Origin of the sequence: Ensifer sp. 2TAB8 (assembly GCF_052115125.1) — a bacterium.
Lineage (GTDB): Bacteria > Pseudomonadota > Alphaproteobacteria > Rhizobiales > Rhizobiaceae > Ensifer.
On the sequence record NZ_JBFRGB010000008.1, the window covers coordinates 162,169 to 184,129 of the forward strand.

Annotated in this window: 17 protein-coding genes; 4 read left to right on the forward strand and 13 right to left on the reverse strand. The window is 63.5% G+C overall.

The features are described 5' to 3' along the window. The 7 genes from AB4Z53_RS15815 to AB4Z53_RS15845 all read right to left on the reverse strand — a co-directional run bounded on the left by AB4Z53_RS15815 (position 1) and on the right by AB4Z53_RS15845 (position 11,542). Positions 1-2,361: a SpoIIE family protein phosphatase gene (locus tag AB4Z53_RS15815; protein ID WP_113539733.1), complete on the reverse strand. Its 2,361-nt coding sequence runs from the start codon at positions 2,359-2,361 to the stop codon at positions 1-3. Continuing rightward, positions 2,358-3,533 (reverse strand): class I SAM-dependent methyltransferase, encoded by a 1,176-nt coding sequence (locus tag AB4Z53_RS15820; RefSeq protein WP_113539732.1) that lies wholly within the window; start codon positions 3,531-3,533, stop codon positions 2,358-2,360. Before AB4Z53_RS15820 ends, AB4Z53_RS15815 begins: the two co-directional genes overlap by 4 nt. Further along, on the reverse strand, positions 3,530-4,048 hold the full coding sequence (locus AB4Z53_RS15825; protein WP_113539731.1) for a ubiquinone biosynthesis methyltransferase UbiE: 519 nt from the start codon (positions 4,046-4,048) through the stop codon (positions 3,530-3,532). The genes AB4Z53_RS15820 and AB4Z53_RS15825 overlap by 4 nt, the downstream gene beginning before the upstream one ends. A 144-nt stretch (positions 4,049-4,192) precedes the next feature. Beyond that, a complete protein-coding gene (locus AB4Z53_RS15830; protein ID WP_113539730.1) occupies positions 4,193-5,869 on the reverse strand; it encodes a putative bifunctional diguanylate cyclase/phosphodiesterase in 1,677 nt (558 codons plus the stop codon). A gap of 549 nt (positions 5,870-6,418) precedes the next feature. Further along, a complete protein-coding gene (ade, locus tag AB4Z53_RS15835) occupies positions 6,419-8,215 on the reverse strand; it encodes an adenine deaminase (RefSeq protein ID WP_441596575.1) in 1,797 nt (598 codons plus the stop codon). Between the two features lie 66 nt (positions 8,216-8,281). Next, entirely contained in the window at positions 8,282-9,682 is a 1,401-nt protein-coding gene (locus tag AB4Z53_RS15840; protein WP_441596576.1) for an NCS2 family permease, read from the reverse strand. Between the two features lie 60 nt (positions 9,683-9,742). Further along, a complete protein-coding gene (locus AB4Z53_RS15845) occupies positions 9,743-11,542 on the reverse strand; it encodes an adenine deaminase (RefSeq protein WP_441596577.1) in 1,800 nt (599 codons plus the stop codon). Between the two features lie 111 nt (positions 11,543-11,653). Here AB4Z53_RS15845 and AB4Z53_RS15850 point away from each other — a divergent pair, with 111 nt between their 5' ends. Then, the gene (locus tag AB4Z53_RS15850) at positions 11,654-12,595 is read left to right on the forward strand and encodes a LysR substrate-binding domain-containing protein (RefSeq protein ID WP_441596578.1); all 942 of its coding nucleotides are present in this window, start codon (positions 11,654-11,656) and stop codon (positions 12,593-12,595) included. Positions 12,596-12,624: 29 nt separating this feature from the next. Here AB4Z53_RS15850 and AB4Z53_RS15855 read toward each other — a convergent pair whose 3' ends face one another. The 6 genes from AB4Z53_RS15855 to AB4Z53_RS15880 form a co-directional block, all read right to left on the reverse strand. Further along, complete coding sequence (locus tag AB4Z53_RS15855; RefSeq protein ID WP_441596579.1) at positions 12,625-13,587, reverse strand: pyridoxal-phosphate dependent enzyme; 963 nt, start codon at positions 13,585-13,587, stop codon at positions 12,625-12,627. Beyond that, a complete protein-coding gene (locus AB4Z53_RS15860; protein ID WP_441596580.1) occupies positions 13,584-14,561 on the reverse strand; it encodes an ornithine cyclodeaminase family protein in 978 nt (325 codons plus the stop codon). Before AB4Z53_RS15860 ends, AB4Z53_RS15855 begins: the two co-directional genes overlap by 4 nt. Continuing rightward, complete coding sequence (locus tag AB4Z53_RS15865; protein WP_441596581.1) at positions 14,558-15,169, reverse strand: helix-turn-helix transcriptional regulator; 612 nt, start codon at positions 15,167-15,169, stop codon at positions 14,558-14,560. The genes AB4Z53_RS15860 and AB4Z53_RS15865 overlap by 4 nt, the downstream gene beginning before the upstream one ends. A gap of 157 nt (positions 15,170-15,326) precedes the next feature. After that, on the reverse strand, positions 15,327-16,832 hold the full coding sequence (locus tag AB4Z53_RS15870) for a tripartite tricarboxylate transporter permease (protein WP_441596582.1): 1,506 nt from the start codon (positions 16,830-16,832) through the stop codon (positions 15,327-15,329). A 24-nt stretch (positions 16,833-16,856) separates the two neighbouring features. Beyond that, the gene (locus tag AB4Z53_RS15875; RefSeq protein WP_113539859.1) at positions 16,857-17,315 is read right to left on the reverse strand and encodes a tripartite tricarboxylate transporter TctB family protein; all 459 of its coding nucleotides are present in this window, start codon (positions 17,313-17,315) and stop codon (positions 16,857-16,859) included. Between the two features lie 134 nt (positions 17,316-17,449). Further along, positions 17,450-18,421: a Bug family tripartite tricarboxylate transporter substrate binding protein gene (locus AB4Z53_RS15880; RefSeq protein WP_441596583.1), complete on the reverse strand. Its 972-nt coding sequence runs from the start codon at positions 18,419-18,421 to the stop codon at positions 17,450-17,452. Positions 18,422-18,700: 279 nt separating this feature from the next. On the opposite strand from AB4Z53_RS15880, the gene AB4Z53_RS15885 reads away from it, so the two are divergent. Genes AB4Z53_RS15885 through AB4Z53_RS15895 form a run of 3 tightly spaced genes read left to right on the forward strand, consistent with a single transcriptional unit; the run spans position 18,701 to position 21,850 of the window. Continuing rightward, on the forward strand, positions 18,701-19,375 hold the full coding sequence (locus AB4Z53_RS15885; protein ID WP_291149726.1) for a response regulator transcription factor: 675 nt from the start codon (positions 18,701-18,703) through the stop codon (positions 19,373-19,375). Next, entirely contained in the window at positions 19,362-20,747 is a 1,386-nt protein-coding gene (locus AB4Z53_RS15890; protein ID WP_441596584.1) for a sensor histidine kinase N-terminal domain-containing protein, read from the forward strand. The genes AB4Z53_RS15885 and AB4Z53_RS15890 overlap by 14 nt, the downstream gene beginning before the upstream one ends. Next, the gene (locus AB4Z53_RS15895; RefSeq protein ID WP_441596585.1) at positions 20,747-21,850 is read left to right on the forward strand and encodes an ABC transporter substrate-binding protein; all 1,104 of its coding nucleotides are present in this window, start codon (positions 20,747-20,749) and stop codon (positions 21,848-21,850) included. The genes AB4Z53_RS15890 and AB4Z53_RS15895 overlap by 1 nt, the downstream gene beginning before the upstream one ends. The last annotated feature ends 111 nt before the right edge of the window (positions 21,851-21,961 follow it).

The following is a 21,961-nucleotide window of genomic DNA, read 5'->3' on the forward strand; positions in this document are numbered from 1 at the left end:
TCACCTGTGTCTCATGACGACGAGCGTGATGTCGTCGTAAATCTTCTGCTTGCCGATATGCGCCATCAGGTCCTCGATGATACCCGATTTGACGTCCTCGGCGCTCTGTCCGTAAAACTTCCCGGCACTCTCGCACAGTCGCTCGATGCCAAACAATTCGCCCTTGGCGTTCGCCGCCTCGGTCACGCCGTCCGTGTGCAGCACGATCATGTCGCCGCGGCCGAAGGAGATCTCGCGGGTGGCAACAAAGCGCGAAATGTCCGATTCCAGGCCGATCGGCAGGCCGAGGTCGAGGGTGTCGATCCGCTCGATTTCCGCACCCTTGCGCACGACGATCAGTTCCTCGTGCTGCCCCGACAGCGTCAGGCGGCCAGCGTCGTAATCGAGGAAGGCCAACGACAGATGCTTGTCGGTATTGGTCCGCACGATGTTCTTGTAGATGGCGCGGTTGAGCCGGTTGAGGAACACTTCAGGGTCCATGTCGCCGGCTTCCTGCAAGGCGCGGGCGACGGACTGCACCATCAGCATCAGCACACCGCTTTCAAGGCCATGACCRGTGACGTCGCCGATGCCGATCTTGAGCCGCTCGCCGTCGCGCAGCACGTCGTAGTAGTCGCCCCCCACCTCGTCGGCCGGGCGCATATAGGCGGCGATTTCGAGGTCGGCGATTTCAGCGAGCTCACCGGCCTTCGGCAGCACCATCATCTGGATCTGCTTGGCGACAGCGAGTTCGGCGCCAAGGCGCAGGTTTTCGCTACGCAGTTGGGTATTCAGCGTCGAAATCTGGTGGTTGGCGTCTTCGAGCTGCTTGGTGCGTTCGGTCACCAGGTTTTCGAGGTTCTCCGTGTGGTAGCTGATCTCCTCGGCCATTCGATTGAACGCGATACCGGCTTCACCGACTTCGTCGCGCGTCGTGATGGGCACCCGGACGGAATAGTCCTTCGCCTCGATGCTGGTTGCCGCTTCGGCGAGCGCGCTGATGCCACGCGTAACCCGCTTGGAAATACCGAACACGGCGAGCGTGACGAACAGCAGCGAAGCGAGCAGCGCCAGGATCTGGTAGATCAAGATGCGGTTCGTCGCTTCAGAGATACTCGCCTGTGCCGCAAACAGCGAGGCATAGATCTCCCGCTCCGGCACCACGATGCCGATCGACATGGTCTCGCGGCGCACAGGGCCGGACACCCAGAGGTTCTCCGGCTCGAGCTGCTTCAGGAGCATGAGATAGGGGACTTTCTCACCGCCCTCGTCGAGCAGCACCCGCTGAATGGCGCCATCGGTGCCAAGCGGCAGCTCTGCGATTGCGGGCTGCACACTGCGGCGCAGCGAACGCTCCAACCCGGTAACGCCCTGCCCACCCGTGTCGCTGGACCGCCTCAGACCGATCACCTTTTCGCCGACCGGATTGATGGCAAGCACGTTGCCGTCGGACATCGCCAGAAACCCGAAGCCGCTGTCGCCGACCTTGACGCTTTCGACCACCTCGGCCAGTTGGTCGAGGGTGATGTCGGTTCCGGTCGCTCCGGCGACACGCTTGCGGTCAGGCGTCCAGAGCGGTTGGAAGAAACTGACGATCAGCTTGCCCGAGGCGGCATCGGTGTAAGGCGCCGTCTGTGTGGTATCGGCTGCAACGGGCCTGAGGCTTGGATTCTTCGCCCATTCCTCCCAGGACTCGTAGAGGCCGGGGAAGAAGAAGTTCCAGAAGTTGGCCGCGTTGTGGCCGGGGTAGAGACGGTCGAACGTCTGCGCCTGATCGGCATAGGGCGCCATCCGCAAGATCGGCCGTTCCTTTGGCCCGACGTAGTACATCTGCAGTTTGGACCGGCCGTGCGCAAGCAGGGCGGGCGCGACCAGATCGAGAACGGCGCTGTTCTCGATGTCGGTCTGCACCTCGGGAAGTGGCCGGTGGTCGGGGCCCAGGAGATAGCTCCAAACGCTGACGCTCGAGAGCGGACCCCGAAGGTTCTGCGCCCACCCACCTTTGGAATCGTATTCCACGGTCACGGATTCCGGTGCATGCCGGGCAAGTGCCTCTCCGACGTCGGAGCGGCGCACGGGGCGGTCGATCTGCGCCTGGAGCACGCCCGCAAGCGTGGCGACGTCGGCGTGAACCTGGCCGAGCAAAAGATTAACCCGCGCGGCCGTCGATTCCGCGTAGGTGAGCATGTAGTCTTCGTTGGCCTTTTGCAGGCCCTGTCCGACCTCGGTTGTCGCGTCGCGCGACAGCCTTTGAACGTTCCAGAGCGCCAGACCGCCTGTCAGCAGGAGGTCAAAGAGCACGGCGCTGCCCACGACCAGCACGAACTTGGCGCGGAAGGATCTCAAGCCGAACCGGGGACGTTGGATAGTGCTCGCGTTCATAGTGGTTTGCGCCCGGACGCTGCCCAGATCGGCCAGCCCGCATAACCCTTTGGATGCAGTGCAGCGAAGATGTGATCCCGGAAGCCCTGGCGGAACCGCTCGATGAATTCGGGTGCTTCGCCGTGCCTCACCGCCATGTCCGCAAACATCTTCTCCCAGCCGGCGATGATATCGGCGAAATCCTGTGGGTCACCGTCCAGATTGGTGACCATGAAGGATTCGACCAGGATGTCGTCGAAGCCCGTGTCGGCGAGATAGCGCCTGCTCTTCGGCCCGAACTCCACATCTATCTCGAAATTGCTCAATAGCCGTGCGAGCTCATTGTAGGTCCATTGGATGCTTTGCGCCCGCGGTTCGCCGAGGCAGTGCGAGTTCTTCTCGTTGGTGATGTAGACACGGCCGCCCGGCTTCACGATCCGATAGAGTTCCTTGAGAAGCAGCTCCGGCTGATTGAAGACCTGCAGCGAGTGGCGGCAGCTCACGAAGTCGAACTGGTTGTCCTCAAGCAGCATCTCCGACGCGTCGCCGTAGGTGTATTCGATACCCGTCACGCCGAATTCGGCGGCCACGTTGCGGGCATAGGCGAGGCTCGGCTTCGAGTGGTCGAGGGCGACGATCCGCGACGGCTGGAACTCCTTCTGCGCGAGCACGGCGAAATCGCCGATGCCGCAGCAGATGTCGGCCATGGCGATGCCCGGCCGCATGCCGTGGCGCGGCAGGATGTCTCGTTCGTGGCGCCAGGTCAATTTCGTCTGCGCGCGCAGGATTGGAATGAAGCTCGTATCCTCGAAGTAGTCCTGGCCGGGATAGAACATCGAATCATAGACCTCGACGGAGATCTGCGGCTCGATTGTGCTCAGGTGCCGGAACATGCGCGTCGTCCAGCTGACGACGCTCGAAGTGACGACGATCAGGCGCAGGTCCGACCGCTCCCGGCAGGCGTCGAGGGCGACCCGGATGAAGGCCTGGAAGGCCGTGTTGTTCATCTGGATGAGGCGCTTCACATCGATGTAGAGAACGCCGCGCACCGCATCGATCGCTTCCCGCAGCGCGTGAATGCTCTCGGCGATTTCATCGATCGAACGCGGCCGGATCGTTCCGGCGAGCGAGAAGATCTGGCTGTTCGGATCGAAGTCAACCTTGAAGCGCTGAGTAAGGCCCGCCGCGATCAACTCACCATTCCTTCAAGAGGAAGGTCCACGATCAGGGTGATTGCCGGCGCCGCATCCTCGTCAAGCCGGAGGCGGGCGTCATAGTTGACTGCGAGGTCCAGAAGCACCGATTCCCGGCTGGGGGCAAGATCGTTGGAAATGGCGTCGAGATAGCGGGCCTGGGCATCGCTCTCACGGGTTCTCGATACCGCCTCGCGATAGAAGCGCACCTGAGCCGGCGGGCATGGAAAGCTCAGCTGAACCCGTTCCGTGGCGCCTTGGCGATAGATCGACAGGCCAATTTTCCCGTCGGTGGTACCGCCGCGAAATGAAACTTCGAGAAGCTCGTTCAAGGCGGAGGAGAAGAAGTTCGAATGCCGCACCGGATCGGCTCTGTTGTGGCTGATCATGCGGGCGAGGTAGCTCGAAACATGGTCGCAGTGATGCCAGTCCGAGAGGAAATCTTCCATCTCCATATCGAACTGCAGCAGGGGCTCGAAAGCCGCCTCCGTGGTCTTATTGACAGTTGCACCCATACAGCAATGTCCTCCGCACCCCGAACTCTGCCACGGCCATAACGCAGTTTCTATAATGATTTGTAACCAGGCACCCCCCGGATCTTGCACGTAAACAACCCAGGTTTTGCGCCGCGTTTCACGGCGCGCAACGCACGGATGCCGCTAGAGCGTCGCCATTGCCGACGAGCGGCGGAGATAGGCGCCGATCGCTTCAGCCGGCATGGGCATGCCCAGGAAATAGCCCTGCAGCCGGTCGCATCCCTCTTTTCGCAGCCAGACCGCCTGTCCCATCGTTTCCACGCCTTCGGCGGTGACCCGCATGCCAAGGCCATGCGCAAGCCCGATGATCGATCGAACGATTGTCTGGCTCTTCTCGTCGCTCTCGAGGTCCTTGATGAAATATCGGTCGATCTTGATTGTGTCGAAGGGGAAGTTCTTGAGGTAGCTGAGTGAGGAGTAGAAGGTGCCGAAATCGTCGAGCGAGATCTGGATGCCCAGCACGTTCAGCGTATTCAGCGTGTCCAGATTGTTGGTGGTGCGCTCAAGCAGGACCGTTTCCGTAACTTCCAACTCGAGCCGATCAGCCCTGAGGCCCGCCATGTCGAGCGCCTGGGCGATGCGGTCGGTCAGTCCCTCCCGCAGGAATTCGGCCGGCGACAGATTGACGGCGACGGTGAAGTGCGACGGCCAGGTGGCGGCCTGCCGGCAGGCCTCTTCCAGCACCCATTGGCCGATCTCGTTCATCAATCCGTCGGCTTCCGCCATGGGAATGAAGACGTTGGGTGGGATGACACCCACCAGCGGATGGTGCCAGCGCACCAACGCTTCGAAGCCGACGATCGAGAACGGCGGTTCGACGAGCGGCTGGTACTCGATGGAAAACTGGTTGTCCTGTAGCGCAGTGCGCAGGCTGCGACGGAGCATTTCTCGCTGCTCCAGCACGATCAACATGGAGCGGCTGAACGTTTTTGCGCGTCCCCGTCCGTCCTTCTTTGCGGCATAGAGGGCGATATCCGCCGCCTTCATCAACTGCTCGATCTCGTTGCCGTCGTTGGGAGCGATGGCAATGCCAATGCTGGCGCCGACGAAAACCGCGATGCCGTCGATCGTGAACGGCTCATTGAACGACTGGATCAAGGCCTCTGCAAGATATTCGGCATCCGTCGGCTGATCGCTGTGGCGCTGGATGACGGCGAATTCGTCACCGGCGAGGCGATAGGCCACCTCGCCATCGCGGAGCGCGCCGCGAATGCGCTCGGCCGCCATCTTGAGCACGGCGTCGCCGGCGCCGTGGCCGAGCGTATCGTTGACCGGCTTGAAATCGTCGAGGTCGATCTGCATCAGTGCCAGCTTTTCGCCGGGCGTCGGCAGGATGTTCTGCAGGTCGTCGCTGAATTGGCGGCGATTAGGCAGGCCCGTCAGCACATCGTGCGTTGCCTGGTGCAGGAGCAGCGCCCGTTCGCTCTCGCCATGGCTGCCGACCTCGCGGCGTGTCGAGCGGCCGCTGGTTTCAAGCACGCCGATGCCGCGCAAGGCGCGGAAGACCAGAAGCGTGCGCTTGGACTTGGTGTTGGCGTCGATGACTTCAACGCTTCTGGGCACGCCGTTTGCGATCACCGACGCGACCGTCGCCTTTGAGGCAGGGGCCAGCAGTTCGGGATAGAGGTGCCACAAGGTTGCATCGACCAGCGTCCCGACTTCGTAGGTCTCCTGGAGCGCCGGCGACGCGCCGGTCAGGTGAAACGCCTCGTCGTAGAACGAGAGGATGTCATCGGCGTTGGCCGCGACGGGATCTTGCACTGAAGCTGAAGCAGACAAGTTTGCGTCAGTGTCCGGCATACTTGCCTTTCCCTTTCTGTTCCGAACTCGCCCGGGGACAGCAGCGGTCGCGGCTCCCGGGGACACCGCCACGCGCGGCATTGCGGCGTGGGTCGTCCTTCTCCAAAGCTATCGCGCGACGTATCCGGGTCAATGCCCTTGCCGCACGCTGATAATGGCCTGTGGAAACCTCGCTTCGAAACATGGCGAGCCTGGCGTGGCAGCCATTGCCCCGCACGGTTGTATATGAGCTCCTTCTTTTATCATTTACCATCATTGCATGCAATTTGGTGTCGGTTCGATCCTGCGCCAAAGGTTGGCCCATACAGCAATCCCATTGCAGGACAGCGGCCTGAAGCACGGTTTGCGGCGCCAGGTCGACCTCCCGGGCCTCGACGAATGGTTGATTTGGACGGGCGAGCGGCGGGTTCCGTTTTCCTCCGGTGCCGGTTAACCATAAAAGAAGAAATCGGGGGATTGGACGGCCGCTCTCCGGTTCATAACGGCGCCTTGGCACATCGTGCTCAAGGATCGGCCGCCTGGTTGAGGCGGCCGATCCTTGAACGGTGATCAGTGCGTGCTCAGAATCACGTCGGTCTTCTGGAAGGTCCGCACGTCGATCAGGCCCTTGTCGGAAATCCTGAGTTCCGGGATGACGACGAGCGCCAGCAGCGAGTGCTGCATATAGGCGTTGTTCAGCCGGCAGCCGCAGGCGCGCATGGCCTCGACGATGGCAGCGGCCTTCTCGGCGACGACCTCTGCCCGCTGATCCGACATCAGCCCGGCGACGGGCAGCTCTACCAGGGCCAGTTCGCGGCCTTCCTTGATGACGACGATGCCGCCGCCGACCTCGTGCAGCCGGTTGGCGGCCTTGGCCATGTCCGCCTTGTTCGTGCCGACGACGATCATGTGGTGGCTGTCATGCGCGACCGTGCTCGCCATGGCGCAATCGCTGTCATAGCCGAAGCCGGAGACGAAGGCGTTGACCACGTCGCCGGTGCCGCGGTGGCGCTCGACGAGTGCGATCTGGCAGACGTCGTTGGCCCGGTCCATCTGCACGAGGCCGTTCTCGATTGCGACTTCGGCCTGAAGCGCCCGCGTCGGCGCCTGGTTCTCGACGACGCCGATCACGTTGACCCGCGCGCGTGTCGCCCGCGCATTGGATGGGATGTCGAAATCCGCCGCGGCCAGCACCCGGCCGAGATGGACGGTGTTGCAGGCGCTTTCCGGATAGACGTAGGCTGGGATATCGCGCACCAGCGCGCCATTCTCCGCCATCAGTTCGCCACGGGCAAAGACCATTTCGATCGGCAATGCGGCAAGGTCGGAGGTCACGATCAGGTCTGCGCGCCGGCCTGGCGCGATGGAGCCGATTTCGCGCTCCAGGCCGAAGTGCTGGGCGGTGTTGAGCGTCGCCATCTGGATCGCGGTGACGGGCTTCAGACCTTGTGCGATCGCATGGCGGACCACGCGGTTCATGTGCCCGTCGTGAACCAGTGTGCCGGAATGGCTGTCGTCGGTGCAGAGCAGGAAGTTGCGCGGGTCGAGGCCGGATTCGGTGACGGCCTTGATCTGTGCCGCAACGTCGTACCAGGCGGAGCCGAGGCGCAGCATGGCGCGCATGCCCTGGCGTACACGGGCGATCGCGTCGTCGACCGTCGTGCCTTCATGGTCGTCGGCCGGGCCGCCGGCGGCATAGGCGTGGAACTCGCGGCCGAGATGCGGCGAGGCATAGTGCCCACCGACGGTGAGCCGGGCATCCTGGGTGGCGGCGATCTCGGCCATCATCTTCGGGTCATTTCCGGCGACGCCGGGGAAATTCATCATCTCGCCAAGGCCGATGACGTTCGGCCAGGCGAGCGCTTCCGCGACATCCTGCGCGGAAAGTTCGGCGCCGGCGGTTTCAAGGCCCGGCGCGCTCGGCACGCAGCTAGGCACCTGGACGAGTACGTTGATCGGCAGGCTCTGGGCCTCCTCGTTCATCAGCCGGACGCCGTCAAGGCCGAGCACGTTGGCGATCTCGTGCGGGTCGATGAACATGGTGGTGGTGCCGTGCGGGATGACCGCGCGGCCAAATTCGGTGACGGTGACGAGACCGCTTTCCACATGCATGTGCGCGTCGCAGAGGCCGGGAACGAGATAACGGCCGGCGGCGTCGACGACCTTGGTACCGTCGCCGATCGTGTGGCTGGCGTTCGGGCCCACATAGGCGAAGCGGCCGGCTTTGACGGCGATGTCGGTGCCGGGGATGATTTCGCCGGAGTAGACATTGACCCATTTGCCGTTGCGGATCACGAGATCGGCGGGCTTGCGGCCCATGGCGACATCGACCAGTTCGGGTGCGGTCTTCGACCAGGATTGAAGCATGACAGTTTCCTTCGGATGGGCGATGTCGGCGCCCTGGCATCGAGGGCGCCGAAGGATTTCTGGCGGTTACTGGGTCTGGGCGACGAGCGCTGCGGCAAGCAGGGCCACGAACCACATGACCGGTCTTACATCGCCGGCCCGGCCGCAGACCAGCTTGATCAGCACATAGGCGATGATCGCAAGCGACAGGCCGAGCGTGATCGAGAAGGTGAGCGGGATCAAGACGATCGCAAGGAAGGCAGGGATCGCCTCGTCGAGCGCGCTCCAGCGGATGTTGCTGATCGGTTCGGACATGAACAGACCGGTGAGGATCAGCACTGGTGCGGTCGCGACCGCCGGCACCAGCGAAAGCAGCGGCGACAAGAACAGGAAAGGCACGAAGAGAAGACCCGCGACCAGCGCGACGAGACCCGTGCGTCCGCCCTGCTGGATGCCGGCACCAGATTCGAGATAGACGGTCGCCGGGCTGGTGCCGAGCGGTGCGGAAATCAGCGCCGCGATGGCGTCGACATGCATCGATTCCCGGATGTTGCGCGGCATGCCGTTTTCATCCTTCAGGTCTGCCGCTTCCGCGAGGCCAAGGAATGTCGAGAGCGCCTCGATGAAGTTGGTGAACAGGAAGACGAAGATGAAAGGCAGGTAGATCAGGTTCAGCGCGCCCATGAGATCGATCTGGCCCACGAAGCTGAAATCCGGTGCAGCGGAAAAGCCGCTCCAGTTGACGAGCGTGTGCACATCGGGCGTCTCCGGCCAGAACGCAGCTCCGTCGCCCCACCAGCGGCCGATCGGGATCGACAGGACGGTGGTGAGGATCATGCCGGCCATCATGGCGCCCGGAACCCGCCGCACCACCAGCGCCACCGTCAGCACGAAACCGGCGATGAAGGTGAGGGTGACCGGGTTGAACTGGGTCAGGCCGACGATGGTGTCAGGGTTGGCGACGATGAACTTGGCGTTTTCCAGCCCGATCAGCGCGATGAACAGGCCGATGCCGCAGGCGATGCCATAGCGCAGATCGACCGGGATCGCCTCGATGATCGTCTGGCGAAGGTTGAAGAACGCCATGACGGTGAAGAGCACGCCGGCCCAGAAGACGCAGCCGAGCGCGACCTCAAGCGGCACCTTGGCGCCGACGACCATGGTGTAGGCAAAGAGCGCATTGATGCCCATGCCAGGCGCCACAAGGATGGGGCTACGCGCATAAAGCCCCATGGCGCAGCTGCCGATGAAGCTGACGAGCACCGTCGCCGTCACGCCCGCCGAAAACGGAATGCCCGCATGCGCGAGGATCGAGGGATTGACGACGATGACATAGGAGGCAGCCAGAAAGGTGGTGAGGCCTGCGAGGATCTCGGTGCGGACGGTCGAGCCGAGCCGCGAAATCTGGAAGTAGCGGTCGAGGAGGGCTGCGAGCCAGGATGTCTCCGGACCTGGTGCCGCCTCCACGGTCTTGTTCTGATAGTTCATCTTGTTCCCCTTTTTTTGAACGAAGAAGGGGGCCGGCATGACCGACCCCCTTCCAAGGCATCATTCCGCAGCGACGGCGCGCTCGTCCCCGCCGGCGGGCGAAAACGGCGAGATCACCTTCAGCCCGACGCAGTCGACGACACCGAGATCGGTGATCGCATATTCCGGGATCGCCGTGATCTGCAACACGAACATGTACATGAAGGGCCAGGGCAGCGGGCAGCCGAGGGCTCGCGCGGCGTCGTCGAGCTGATCCTCCAGCGCCGCCATTTCGGCCGGCTCGATATCGGAGACGATGCCGCCGATCGGCAGGTGCAGGAAGGCTTCGACCTTGCCGTTCCTGACCACCACCTGGCCGCCATTGTTGGCGATCAGGTGGTTGATGGCGATGCGCATGTCCTCGAGATCGGCGCCGATGCAGATGATGTTGTTGTCATCGGGCGCGGTGGAGCTGGCAATCGCGCCCTGCTTGAGGCCGAAGCCGGAGGCAAAGGCGACGGGACGGTTGTTCGTCTTGGCGTAGCGTTCGACGACGGTGACGTATTGCACGTCCCTTGCCGGATCGGCGAGGACCTGGCCATCCTTGACGCTAAGTGTCACGTCGCGGCGGGTCCGCACGAAGATCTTTTCCGGGGTGACGGCGATCGCCATGGCGTCCGCCGTTTCGCCGGCGCCGTGATAGGCGACCTTGAGATCGCCGGGCTGGAGCGGCGCGACCTTGACCGAATTGAGAAGGGCGACGCTGCGCTGCGGCGGGATCAGTTCGATCGCCATCTTGCCGTCACGAGCGACGACTTCGCCCTTGGCGACGACGGTTTCGATGCTGAAGTTGCGCAGGTCGTCGACGAGCAGGATATCGGCGGCGCGGCCGGGCGAGATCGAGCCGACCTTGTCGTCGATCCTGAGCGCATCGGCGCCATTGATGGTCGCCATCTGGATCGCTGCCATCGGCGAAATGCCCATGGCGATCGCCATGCGCACCATGTTGTCGAGATGGCCGCGCTTGAGGATGTCGCTCGCTACCACGTCGTCGGTGCAGAAGCTGATGCGGCGCAGCGCCTTGACGCCCATCTCGGTGACGATGCGCAGGTTGTCGGCGAGGAAGTGCGAGATCGAGGATTCGCGTACGACGACATGCATGCCGGCGCGCAGCTTTTCGAGCATTTCTTCCGGCGAGTAGCTTTCGTGATCGGCGCGCACACCCGACTGCTGGTAGCCGTTGAGCCGTGCGCCGCGGGTCATCGGGCAGCAGCCGAGCACGGGAAGCCGGCTCTTTTCAGCAAGTTCGAGCGCCGCCAGAACGTCGGTGTCTTCTTCCTGGATGAATTCGCGCACGGTCTCCCAGATGCCGACGCATTCCGGCCAGTGGTGCGTCGCCTGGTGATCGGCCGGGCTGAAATAGTGGCCGACGGTCGAACGCGGCATGGTGTAGGGCGTCTTGCACGGCGCGCCCCAGAATACCCTAAGCGGCGTTTGCTTGGCTTCATCGAGGAACTCGCGCGCAGCGGCGGGGCCGCCGACGACGATGATCTGGTCGAGACCGGTGACGATCGAGGTGGTGCCGAGCGGCACGACAGCCTTGGCAAAGCTCGTCAGCGACATCTTCGAGCATTCGACATGCAGATGTCCGTCGATCATGCCGGGTGCCAGGTACTTTCCGGTGGCGTCGACGATCTTCGTCTCTGGCCCGATATAGTCGGTGATGTCGCCGACCGCGATGATGCGCTCGCCATAGACGGCAACGTCGGCCTGATAGATCTCTTCCGAAACGACGTTGACCAGGCGACCACCGCGGATCGCCAGGGTTGCCTTGCCGCCGGTGCCGGATGCGGCGCGAATGAATTCTCTGATATCGCTCACTGGAACCTCTTCTCCCTTAGCTCCAGTGAATATTCCCAATTCCCACTCGTTTACACAATGGGTCGAAATAGGCTAATCTCTGGACATATCGTACAAGATTTTGGACGAAAGATGGATCTCTCGCTTATCGACTGCTTTGTGAAAGTTGCGGATTCCCGTTCGATTTCAGCGGCTTCCAGGCGCCATCGCCTGCCGAAATCGACGCTCAGCCACAAGATCCGGCAATTGGAGGATGAGTTCGGCATCGAGCTCTTCGTGCGCGAGGGGCACCAACTGCATGTGACCGATGCCGGCGCGGAGTTCCTGCGCTACGCCCGACTGATCCAGTCGAACTGCGACGATGCGGCAACGGCGATGGCGGAGATGCGCCAGGAGGTGGCGGGCACGCTGCGCGTGGGCTCGACCGGCGAATTCGGTACGACGATCACCTCTGAGCTGCTCTACGCCTTTCGCCAGCAATATCCTCAGGTCAATCTCGACGTCGTGTTCCTCTCCTCACGCCAACCCTTTTCCGATGTCACCGAACAGGCGCTTGACGGCATTTTCCACTGGGGCGAGCCTTCCGATGTCGACTATATCAGCCGTAGACTTTCGGTCTCGTCCTACGGCCTCTTCGCCAGCCCGCAATACATCGCCCGACACGGCCAGCCGGATAGTCCGGATGCGCTTGCCGGCCACCGCGGCCTCGTCTTCCGCCAGCCGACGCGGTTGCAGTCGTGGTATCTGACGCAGGCAGCGGACGACGAAGTGGATCTCTTGCCGACATCCACCTGCACCACCAACGACTACTGGACGATCAAGTACTTCGCGGTTGCCGGTGAGGGCATCGCCTATCTGCCCGATTTCTTCGTCGAGACCGAGCGGCAGGCGGGCCTGCTGGAGCCGGTGCTCTCGGACTGGCGCTCGCCGCAGACGGCGATCAACCTCATCTATTCGCGCCGCCGGCACGTCTCGAAGCGGTTCAAGGCCTTCGTCGATTTCTGCATCGACTTCTACCGCGATCGGGACCGGGTGAAGATCCCGCGCTACTACGTGGAGCGTGTCAGCCTCTAGAGGCGAGGCGGAACCATGCAGCGGCGCTTCTACCCCAGCAACGAAGGCAACACGCTGGCGCCATCGACATTGCCGCCGCAGAGCAGGACGACATTCGTCTGGCCGGCGCATCTTCCTGCGATCTGCCGGAAGCCAGCAAGTGCGAGAGCTGCCGCTCCTTCGACCAACATATGCTCATCGAGAAGCACGTCCCGCATCGCCGCGGCAATCTCGGCTTCGGAGCAGGTCACGACCTCATCGACGACGGCCATCGCAAGCCCGAGTGTCATGCTGTCTTCGTCAAGACCGCCGGCGACGGCATCGGCGAGGGTGTCGAGGTGTTCGGTTTCGACCACGCGGCCAGCCTTCATCGAAGCCGCGAGTGCCGCCGAATTTGCCGCGGAGACGCCGATGACGCGGGTCAACGGGCTGAAGCTCTTCAGCACCGAGCCTATGCCGCTGATCAGTCCGCCACCGCCCATGGCGATGAAGACATTGTCGATGCGCTCGGCCTGCTCCAGCAGTTCAAGTGCGATCGTGCCCTGGCCGGCGATGATTTCCGGGTCGTTGTAGGGCGAGACGTAGCCGAGCTTTTCGGTCGCGGCCAGTTGCTGCGCATGCTGTTCGGCAAGCCCGGTTTCGGAACCGTGGAGGACGACGTTGACACCGTAGGCGCGGATGCGCTCCAGCTTCGCCGTCTTGACGATTTCGGGCARCACGACCGYCAGTTTCTGACCGATCGCGCTTGCTGCATGGGCAGCGCCAATGCCGTGATTGCCGGAAGAGGCGGTGATCACCTGATGGTCCCTGGGCAGCGACGTCATTTTGCTCGCAGCACCGCGGATCTTGAAGGAACCGGTCAGCTGCAGGTTTTCCGCCTTGAACAGCACCGACGACGATGCCTGCTGCCCGATCGTGCGCGAGGGGATCAGCGGCGTCTCATAGATGAAGGGACGGATGCGCTGGCGTGCGCGGACAGCGCGTGCGGCCGTGTCGAGGACGTCTTTGGTCATGCGGTTGTTCCTTGGGCACGGCCGAGCAGGCCGAGTTCATCGAGCACGGTGCGGGCGATGGCGATGTCCTGCGTCGCGATCCCCGTCAGGTCCGCGATGGTGATGTCGCGGTCCGAGCGCCGGCCTTCGGCCACATCGGAAAGGATCGCGCCGAGCGCGACACAGCGGTCCACGCCGATCAGCCCGGCGCGCGCCGCCGCGGAGAGTTCACCATGGTCAAGGCATTGCTCGGCGAGATCGACGACCAGCCGGTCGGCGCGCGCAACGAGGGCAATGTCGAGTTCCTGCTTAGCGGGTGCGTCCGCACCCATGGCGGTGACATGGGTGCCAGGCGCGATCCAGTCCGATCGGATCAGCGGCTCCTTCGATGGCGTCGTGGTCACGATCGCATCGGACTGGCGGCAGAGTGCCTCGAGATCGGTTGTCGCCGCGATGGAAAGGTCAAGCTCCGCCAGATCGGCAAGCACGGCGTTGGCCCGCTCCATGGATCGCCCCCAGACCGTGAACCGCAGCGGTCGATCCGAGAGCGCGGCAAGCGCCCGGATCTGGATGCGCGCCTGAGTTCCGGTGCCGACGATCCCGATCCTCCGCGCGTCCTTGCGCCAGAGCGCTATCGTTGCGATCGCACCGCCGATGCCGGTGCGCAGATCGGTGAGCAGGCCCTTGTCGTCGAGCACTGCCACCACGTCGCCGGTCTCCGAGGATACCGCGACCATCATGCCGTTGCTCGAGGGCAATCCCTTGGCCGGATTGTCGTAGAAACCGGAGGCGATCTTCACGACGAAGATCGGATCGCCTTCGATGTAGCCGTACTTGATGTGGCAATCCGCATTGCGACCAGGAAGCGGTAGATAACCGACCGGCGGCAGGTTGGCGCGACCGTCGGTGACCGCGATATAGGCATCGCGGATGGCCGGTGCGGCGAGCGTCAGCAACGGTAGCTCGGCCAGTCTTTCTCGGTCGATGACGATCATGGCGCACTGTCCTTGCTCAGATATTTATAGACGGTCGCCCGGCCCATGCCGAGGATTCGCGAGATGTAGGACGCGGCGTTCTTGCCGCCGAAGGCGCCGTTTGACGAAAGGGCGATGACCAGTTCTTGCTTGTCGGTGCGGCTCAGGGTCGAGATCGTCAGCCCGCGCGCCGCGGTCCACTGCTGGACGTATTCGTTGACGCGTTCGTGCCAGTCCTCCCGAAACAGGCTCTCCGGCTTGTCAGCGTCGACGGGAACGCGGACGAGCGCGTTGAGCGTGCGGAGTGCTGCATGGAAGTCCGAGACGTCGGCGTTGATGCAGAGCACGCCGATCGCCCTGCCGGCCGTATCACGCAGCACCGCGCTGATCGCCTTGATCGACCGGCCGTCCCAGTTGACCTTTTCGTAGGGGCCGATGATCGCATCGCCTTGCCGGAAGCCGATTTCGCTCAGCAGCGAGGGCTCGCCGATCTCGCGCTTGGAGAAGTTGCCGGCGATGTGGACGACGGTTTCGGTTGCGAGGTCATGCAGCACGACTTCGGCATAGGGCTGGAACAGCAAGGCGACCGCGTCGCAGACCAGGCTATAAGGGCGGAGTTCTGAGGTCACGGTATTCCTCTTCCTCGATGGCGTCCCTTAAAACATGCGTAGACGAAATTGTCTATATTGGATTTATAGTCTGAAATTGGTGCCGCCCTAAACGACAACAGCGGCGCGCGATGAGTTCGCGCGCCGCTGTCCAAGCAGCCGACAGGGAGGGGATCAGCTAGCTCGTCGCGGTCTTCATGCGCTTTGCCTTCCTCCAGCCGACAACAAGCGGCATCACGGCCATGGCGCCCGCCAGGATCCAGAGGATGATCGAGATCTTGCTCTGGAACAGGATCGAGATGTCGCCGCCGCTGATCGCCAGTGCATTGCGCAGGTTCACCTCCATCACATGCCCGAGCACAAAGCCGAGGATGATCGGCGCCATGTCGAAGCCGGCCTTTCGAAGCAGCCAGCCGATGACGCCGATGCCGAGCATCAGGAGGATCGAGAACACCGACGCGTGGGTGGAATAGACGCCGACAACCGAGAGCACGAGGATGCCCGGAACCAGCAACCAGTTCGGTACCGTCAAAACGCGAGCGAAGATGTTGACCAGCGGCAGGTTGAGGAGAAGAAGCAGCACGTTGCCGATGAACAGCGACGCGACAAGGCCGCCGACCACTTCAGGTCGTTCGGTGATCAGCATCGGGCCCGGCTGGATGTTGTAGAGCATCAGCGCGCCGAGCATGACGGCGGTCGTGCCGGAGCCGGGCACGCCGAGCGTCAGCATCGGCACGAAGGCACCACAGGCGGTGGCGTTGTTGGCCGCCTCCGGTGCCGTGAGACCACGCACGTCTCCCTTGCCGAAGGTGCCCTCGGTGTCGGAGATCCGCTTTTCCGTGGTGTAGGAAACCGCGCTCGATACCGATGCGCCGGTGCCGGGCAGCACGCCGACGATGAAGCCGATGACCGAGCCGCGCAGCGTCGCGCCGACGGACTTGCGGATGTCGTCGAGGCGGGCGGTCATGCGACCGAGTTCGCGGATGACCGTGACGCCGCTTGCGTGGTGCTCGAGGATCAGCAGCGCCTCGGACACCGAGAACAGGCCGATGACCAGCACGACGAATTCGATGCCGTCACCGAGTTCCGGCTCGTTGAAGGTGAAGCGGTAGGCGCCGGAGGTGGCGTCAAGGCCGACAGTCGCAAGCATCAGCCCGAGGGTGCAGCCGATCAGCGTCTTTACCGGCTGGCTGCCGACCATGGAGCCGAGTGTGGCGAAGGCAAAGACCATCAGCACGAAATATTCGGCCGGGCCGAAGCCGATCGCGAGGCCCGCAAGCAGCGGCGCAAACAGCGCAAGCCCGACGGCGCCGAAGACGCCGCCGACGAAGGAGGAGAGGCCCGAGAGCATCAGCGCTTCGCCGGCGCGGCCCTGGCGGGCCATCGGGTTGCCGTCGAGCGCCGTCATCACGGCGCCGGCATCGCCCGGCACGTTCAGAAGGATCGAGGAGATCCGGCCGCCATACTCGGCGCCGCTATAGACGGCGGCGAGCAGGATCATCGTGCTTTCGGCCGGCAGTCCCATCGTATAGGCGATCGGGATCAGAAGCGCGATGCCGTTGATTGGTCCGATGGCCGGCAAGGCGCCGACGAGGGTGCCTATGAAGCAGCCGGCGAGACCGATGAGCAGGTTCTGCATCGTCAGTGCGACGGTAAAGCCGTTCCAGAGATATTCGAGATTCATGGGTTTAACTCCTTGACCGGCGGATCAGCCGAACAGCCGGCCGGCGGGCAGATAGACGTCGAGCAGGTAGGAAAAGACGAACCACCAGAGGACCGCCTGTCCGACGCCGCCGATCAGCGCGAGACGCAGCGGCGCGCCGAAGATCCAGCCGACGCCGAAGGTCAGCAGGAAGATCGAGGCGGCAAAGCCGGCGGGCTCCAGAAGCAGTGCCGATGCAAGAAGCAGGAGCGGTACTGCAACGATCTTCACGAGAAGCTGCCCCCGCGGAAAGGCTTCGGCCGTTCCGGGGTTTTTCAGGTAGAAGAGGCAAAGCACCGCGAGGGTGATGGCGAGCAGTACCGGCACGACGCGTGGACCGAGCGGGTCCGAGGCGAAGGCATATTCGATCTGGCTGCCGCCGATGCCATAGGCAATAGCCAGCGCGAGCATCACGAGCCCGCCGATCCTGCCGATGAGGGAGGATGAGGATGGAGTGTCTGACATGTTGGGTTTCCCGATGATCACGTCGTCACGGAAAACGGGCATTCCTTCACGGCCGGATCGGATCGCCCGGTGCCTATGTGCCCGCAGGATGATGGCGATCGGAGCGGGAGGTCGTCCCGCTCCGATCCTCGGCATTACATGCCGGCTTCCTTGGCGATGATCTTGAAGCGCGCCACGTCCGCCTTGACCTGCTGGTCGAAGGCATCGCCCACCTGGTTGTATTCGTAGAGACCGCGCGCCTCGCGCTCCTTCACGAATTCCGGCGTTGCGACGAGCTTGGTGAAGGCGTCGGCCCACCATTTGTAGTCCGCGTCGGAGACGTCCTTGCCGACATAATAGCCGCGCCAGACCGGCAATTCGATGTCGACGCCCTGTTCCTTGGCGGTCGGCACTTCGGCAAGTTCGCCGGGAAGGCGCTCGGGCGCCATGACGGCGAGCACGCGGACCTTGCCGGCGGCATGGTGCTTGGACATTTCCGCCGCATCGCCGGCGCCGACCTTGACGTGGCCACCTTCGAGCGCCGTCAGCACCGCACCGCCGCCTTCGAGCGCCACATAGCGCATCTGCTTCGGCTCCTGTCCGGCAGCCTTTGCCAAGAGCGAACCCTTCATCCAGTCCTGTGAGCCGACGGCGCCGCCGCCGGCAACCGAAAAGTCGGTCGGGTTTGCCTTGTAGGCCGCGATCAGTTCGCCAAGCGTCTTGTAGGGCGAATCGGCGGCAACGACGAGCACGCCGTAGTCGGCGCCGAGCGCGCCGAGCCAACGCACGGCCGTTTCGTCATATTGCCCGAACTTGCCCTGGGCGATCAGAAGCGCCGAGCCGGACGAGGCCGCGGTGATCAGGTTGCCGTCGGTTCCGCGCTTGCCGATGACGTGGTTGTAGGCAACTGCACCGACCCCGCCTTCCATGTAGGTGACGGCCATCGGCTTGCCGATGATCTTGGCTTCGAGCAGCGCATTGGCGGCAAGCCGGCAGGTGAGGTCGAAGCCGCCGCCGGGCTTGGCGCCGGCGAGGCACTCGGGCTTCGTAGGCTCGGCGCCGGCCGGCGATGCAACGGCGGCAAAAAGCCCGGCCGCCAGAAGGGTCTTTACGAGGGTTCGGGTCATGGTCTCTCTCCCATCCATGAGTTGTTCTTTCGAAGGCGCTGTCGCGCGCCTGCCCCACCGTGACATCCAGGGCCCGGACGGGCATCGACCAGCATCGACGGACCGCGTGGCGGCCGCCTGAAAATGCCTCGGCGATGATTGTCGTCCAGACCCTGGCCGCATCTCCCGTTGTCGCGGTCAGGCTGCCCTCTTTCCTCCCCGAACCTGTCACCATGCTGTCACTGTCGTCACCAGATCCGCCGGGTTGATCGCTGAAATCTTCCATGTCACTGCTTGCCCATGCGCATCTTTCTGGTGGAGGACACGAGGGATGTCGGGGAGGCAATCAGCCGACGACTGGAAAAGGTCGGGCACACCGTCGATTGGCAGACGGACGGTCAAACCGCCGCCGACATACTCGAATTTACCGATTATGATCTCGTGATCCTCGACGTCATGTTGCCGGGGCTCGACGGGTTCGAGATCCTGCGCCATCTGCGCGCCCGGCGAAAGACGACGCCGGTGCTGGTGCTGACGGCGCGATCGGAGATCGAGGACCGCGTCGGCGCGCTCGATCTCGGCGCGGATGATTATCTGGTCAAGCCGTTCGATTTCCGTGAACTCGAGGCCCGCACGCGCGTGCTGCTGCGCCGCCGCCAGGGCGATCCGACCAATCTCATCGAGTGTGGAGATCTTGTTCTCGACCGCAACAGCCGTTCCGTGCGGGTGGGCAATCGCGAGGTCCAGCTCAAGCGGCGCGAGATCACGCTTCTGGAGGTACTGGCCGCCCGGCCGGGGCGGGTTTTCAGCAAGGACGAACTGCTCGACCGGCTGTTCGGCTTCGACGAAAACGTCAACCCCAATGCCGTCGAACTCTATGTCGGACGGCTGCGCAAGAAGATCGAGGGCTCGTCGGTGCGCATCGTCACCATCCGTGGTCTCGGCTATCAACTGGTGGCCGATGAAGCGGCGTGAAACCTCTCTCTTCTGGCGGCTCGTGCTGCGCGTCGCGCTGGTGCTTTGCTCTGGGGCGGCGCTGCTCTCGGCGGCTGCCTGGTACTATGCCCGCGCGGCTGCCGACGATGCCTACGACCGGCTGCTGCTTGGGGCAGCAATCCAGATCACCGCGAACATGACCGTCGACGCGGGCAATCTTGGCGTGACGCTGCCGTCGTCGGCCTTCGAACTGCTCGGCCTTGCCGAGCGTGACCGCATTTTCTATCGGGTGGTCGGCCCGGATGGCCGAACCCTTACCGGCTACGACGATCTCGACACCGGCATCGACGTGACAGCGGCCCGGGCCGGCCCGGTGTTCCTGACGACGGAGTATCGCAAGGTGCCGGTGCGCGTGGCCGTGGTCTCGCGGGCGCTGTCGGACCCGTCCTTTTCCGGCTGGGCCTATGTGGTCATGGCGCAGACGACCGAAGCGCGGCGCGCGCTTGCCGGCGAACTGACGACGCGCGCGATGATCCTCGTCGGCATCATGAGCCTGCTGGCGCTTGCCGGCACCGTGCTTGCCATCCGCTATTCACTGCTGCCCGTCGATGCCCTTGCCGCGACGCTGCGTGCCCGCGATCCGCAGGACCTGACCCCCGTCGAGGCCGACATGCCAAGGGAGCTCAAGCCTTTCGTCGGGTCGATCAATCATTTCATGGGCCGCCTCGACGAACGCGTCACCCTGCTTCAGCGCTTCATCGCCGATGCGGCCCACCAGATCCGCACGCCGCTCACGGCCCTTTCGGCGCAGGTCGACATGCTCGATGACGACGATCTCGACGCCAACCGCAGACGGCATCTGGGGCGGGTGCGCGATCGCGTCAGCCAGCTGGCGCGGCTCACCAACCAGCTGCTCAGCCATGCCATGGTCATCCACCGATCCGATTCCGTGCGCTTCAAGCGGGTCGATCTCGGCGATGTCGCCCGCAAGGCTCTACGGTCGACGGTACCGATCACCGTCGACGCCGATGTCGTCGTTTCCTTCGAAGTCGGCGTGGAGCCGGTCTTCGTGCTTGGCGATGCTGTGAGCCTGCGCGAGGCAATAGCCAACATCATCGACAATGCCCTGCAGCACGGCGTCAAGCAGCGCCTGGCGGTCCGGGTGGACCGGAAGGACGAGCAGGCGCTCGTGGAAGTCGCCGATGATGGCCCCGGCATTCCGCCAGGTGAATGGCCGCAGGTCACTGCGCGTTTCGTCAGTTCGAAGACGGGGGAGGGGAGCATGGGGCTTGGTTTCGCGATTGCGGCGGAAGTGGCGGCTGCCCATCGGGGCACGGTCCGTTTTCTCGAGAAGGGCGAGCACGATTTCACCGTCGTTCTCGAAATTCCCCTCTACCGGGAGGGCGTATGATGATCTGGTCGAAGCGCGTCTTCCTTGCACTCTCCGCGGTCTTCGCGCTCGCCACACCGGCTGCTGCCGTCGAGGGGATGCGGGCGCACTTTCCGGCGCTTGATGCAGAGCGCGGCAGGCTCGTGATCAACGGTGCGACGGATGTGGAGGCGATGGAGCCGTTGATCCGCGACTTTCAGGAGACGGCAAGGGACGTCGCCATCGACTACACCGACTATGTGACCAATGACCTCTACCGCGATGCCGATGCCGCCTGCCGCCGGCAGCAGCCCTTCGGCGACATCCTGCTTTCGTCGTCCGTCGATCAACTGGTGAAGCTCGCAAATGACGGCTGTGCGCTCGCCCATGTTTCGCCGGAAACCGCCGACGTACCCACCTGGGCAAATTGGCGCGATGAGGTTTTCGGCTTCACTTTCGAGCCTTCGGTCATGGTCTACCACCGGGATTTCGTGCCGCCGGAAGATGTGCCGCACACCCATGGCGAGCTGACGGACCTCTTGCGCTTCAAGCCGGATTATTATCGTGGCCGTATCGGCACCTATGACCTGCGCCAGTCTGGCATCGGCTATCTGCTCGCCTTCCTCGACGCCCAGCAGGCATCGACCACCTATGGCCGCCTGCTCGAAAGCCTGAGCCGCGCCCAGGCGGTGCTGCGCTGCTGCAACAATGCGGTGTTGTCGGAACTGGATAGCGGCAATGTCTATATCGGCTACAACATCCTCGGCTCCTATGCCTATGCCGCGTCCCGGCGAAACGACAAGCTCCGGATCGTGCTGCCGCGCGACTATACGCTGATCCTCAGCCGTGGGGCGCTCATCCCCGTGGGTGCGAAGCGCAGCGATCTGGCCGGTCGTTTCCTCGATTACTTGCTGTCCGAGCGCGGGCAGGATGTCGCACGGGAGAAGGCGTTCTTTTTTTCGCGGAATGGCGCCTTGCCCGCCGAGGTCGACGGGCCGGTGAAACTGGTGGAATCCGGCATCGGTCGGCCGATCCGTATCGGCCCGGCGTTGCTCGCCGCGCAAGACCGGTTGCAGCGCTCCCGTTTCATCGACGATTGGACCAATCTCATCGTCAACAAGCCGACGCGGTTACGGTCGAACTGAAGGGGGTTGTTGGCCGCTCTGGCGGGCAAAAACAAAAAAGGCCGGCGATGCCGACCTTTTCCCGCTCGCTGCGTCACACTGCCAGTACATCCGTGGTCAGCGTCTCCGCGC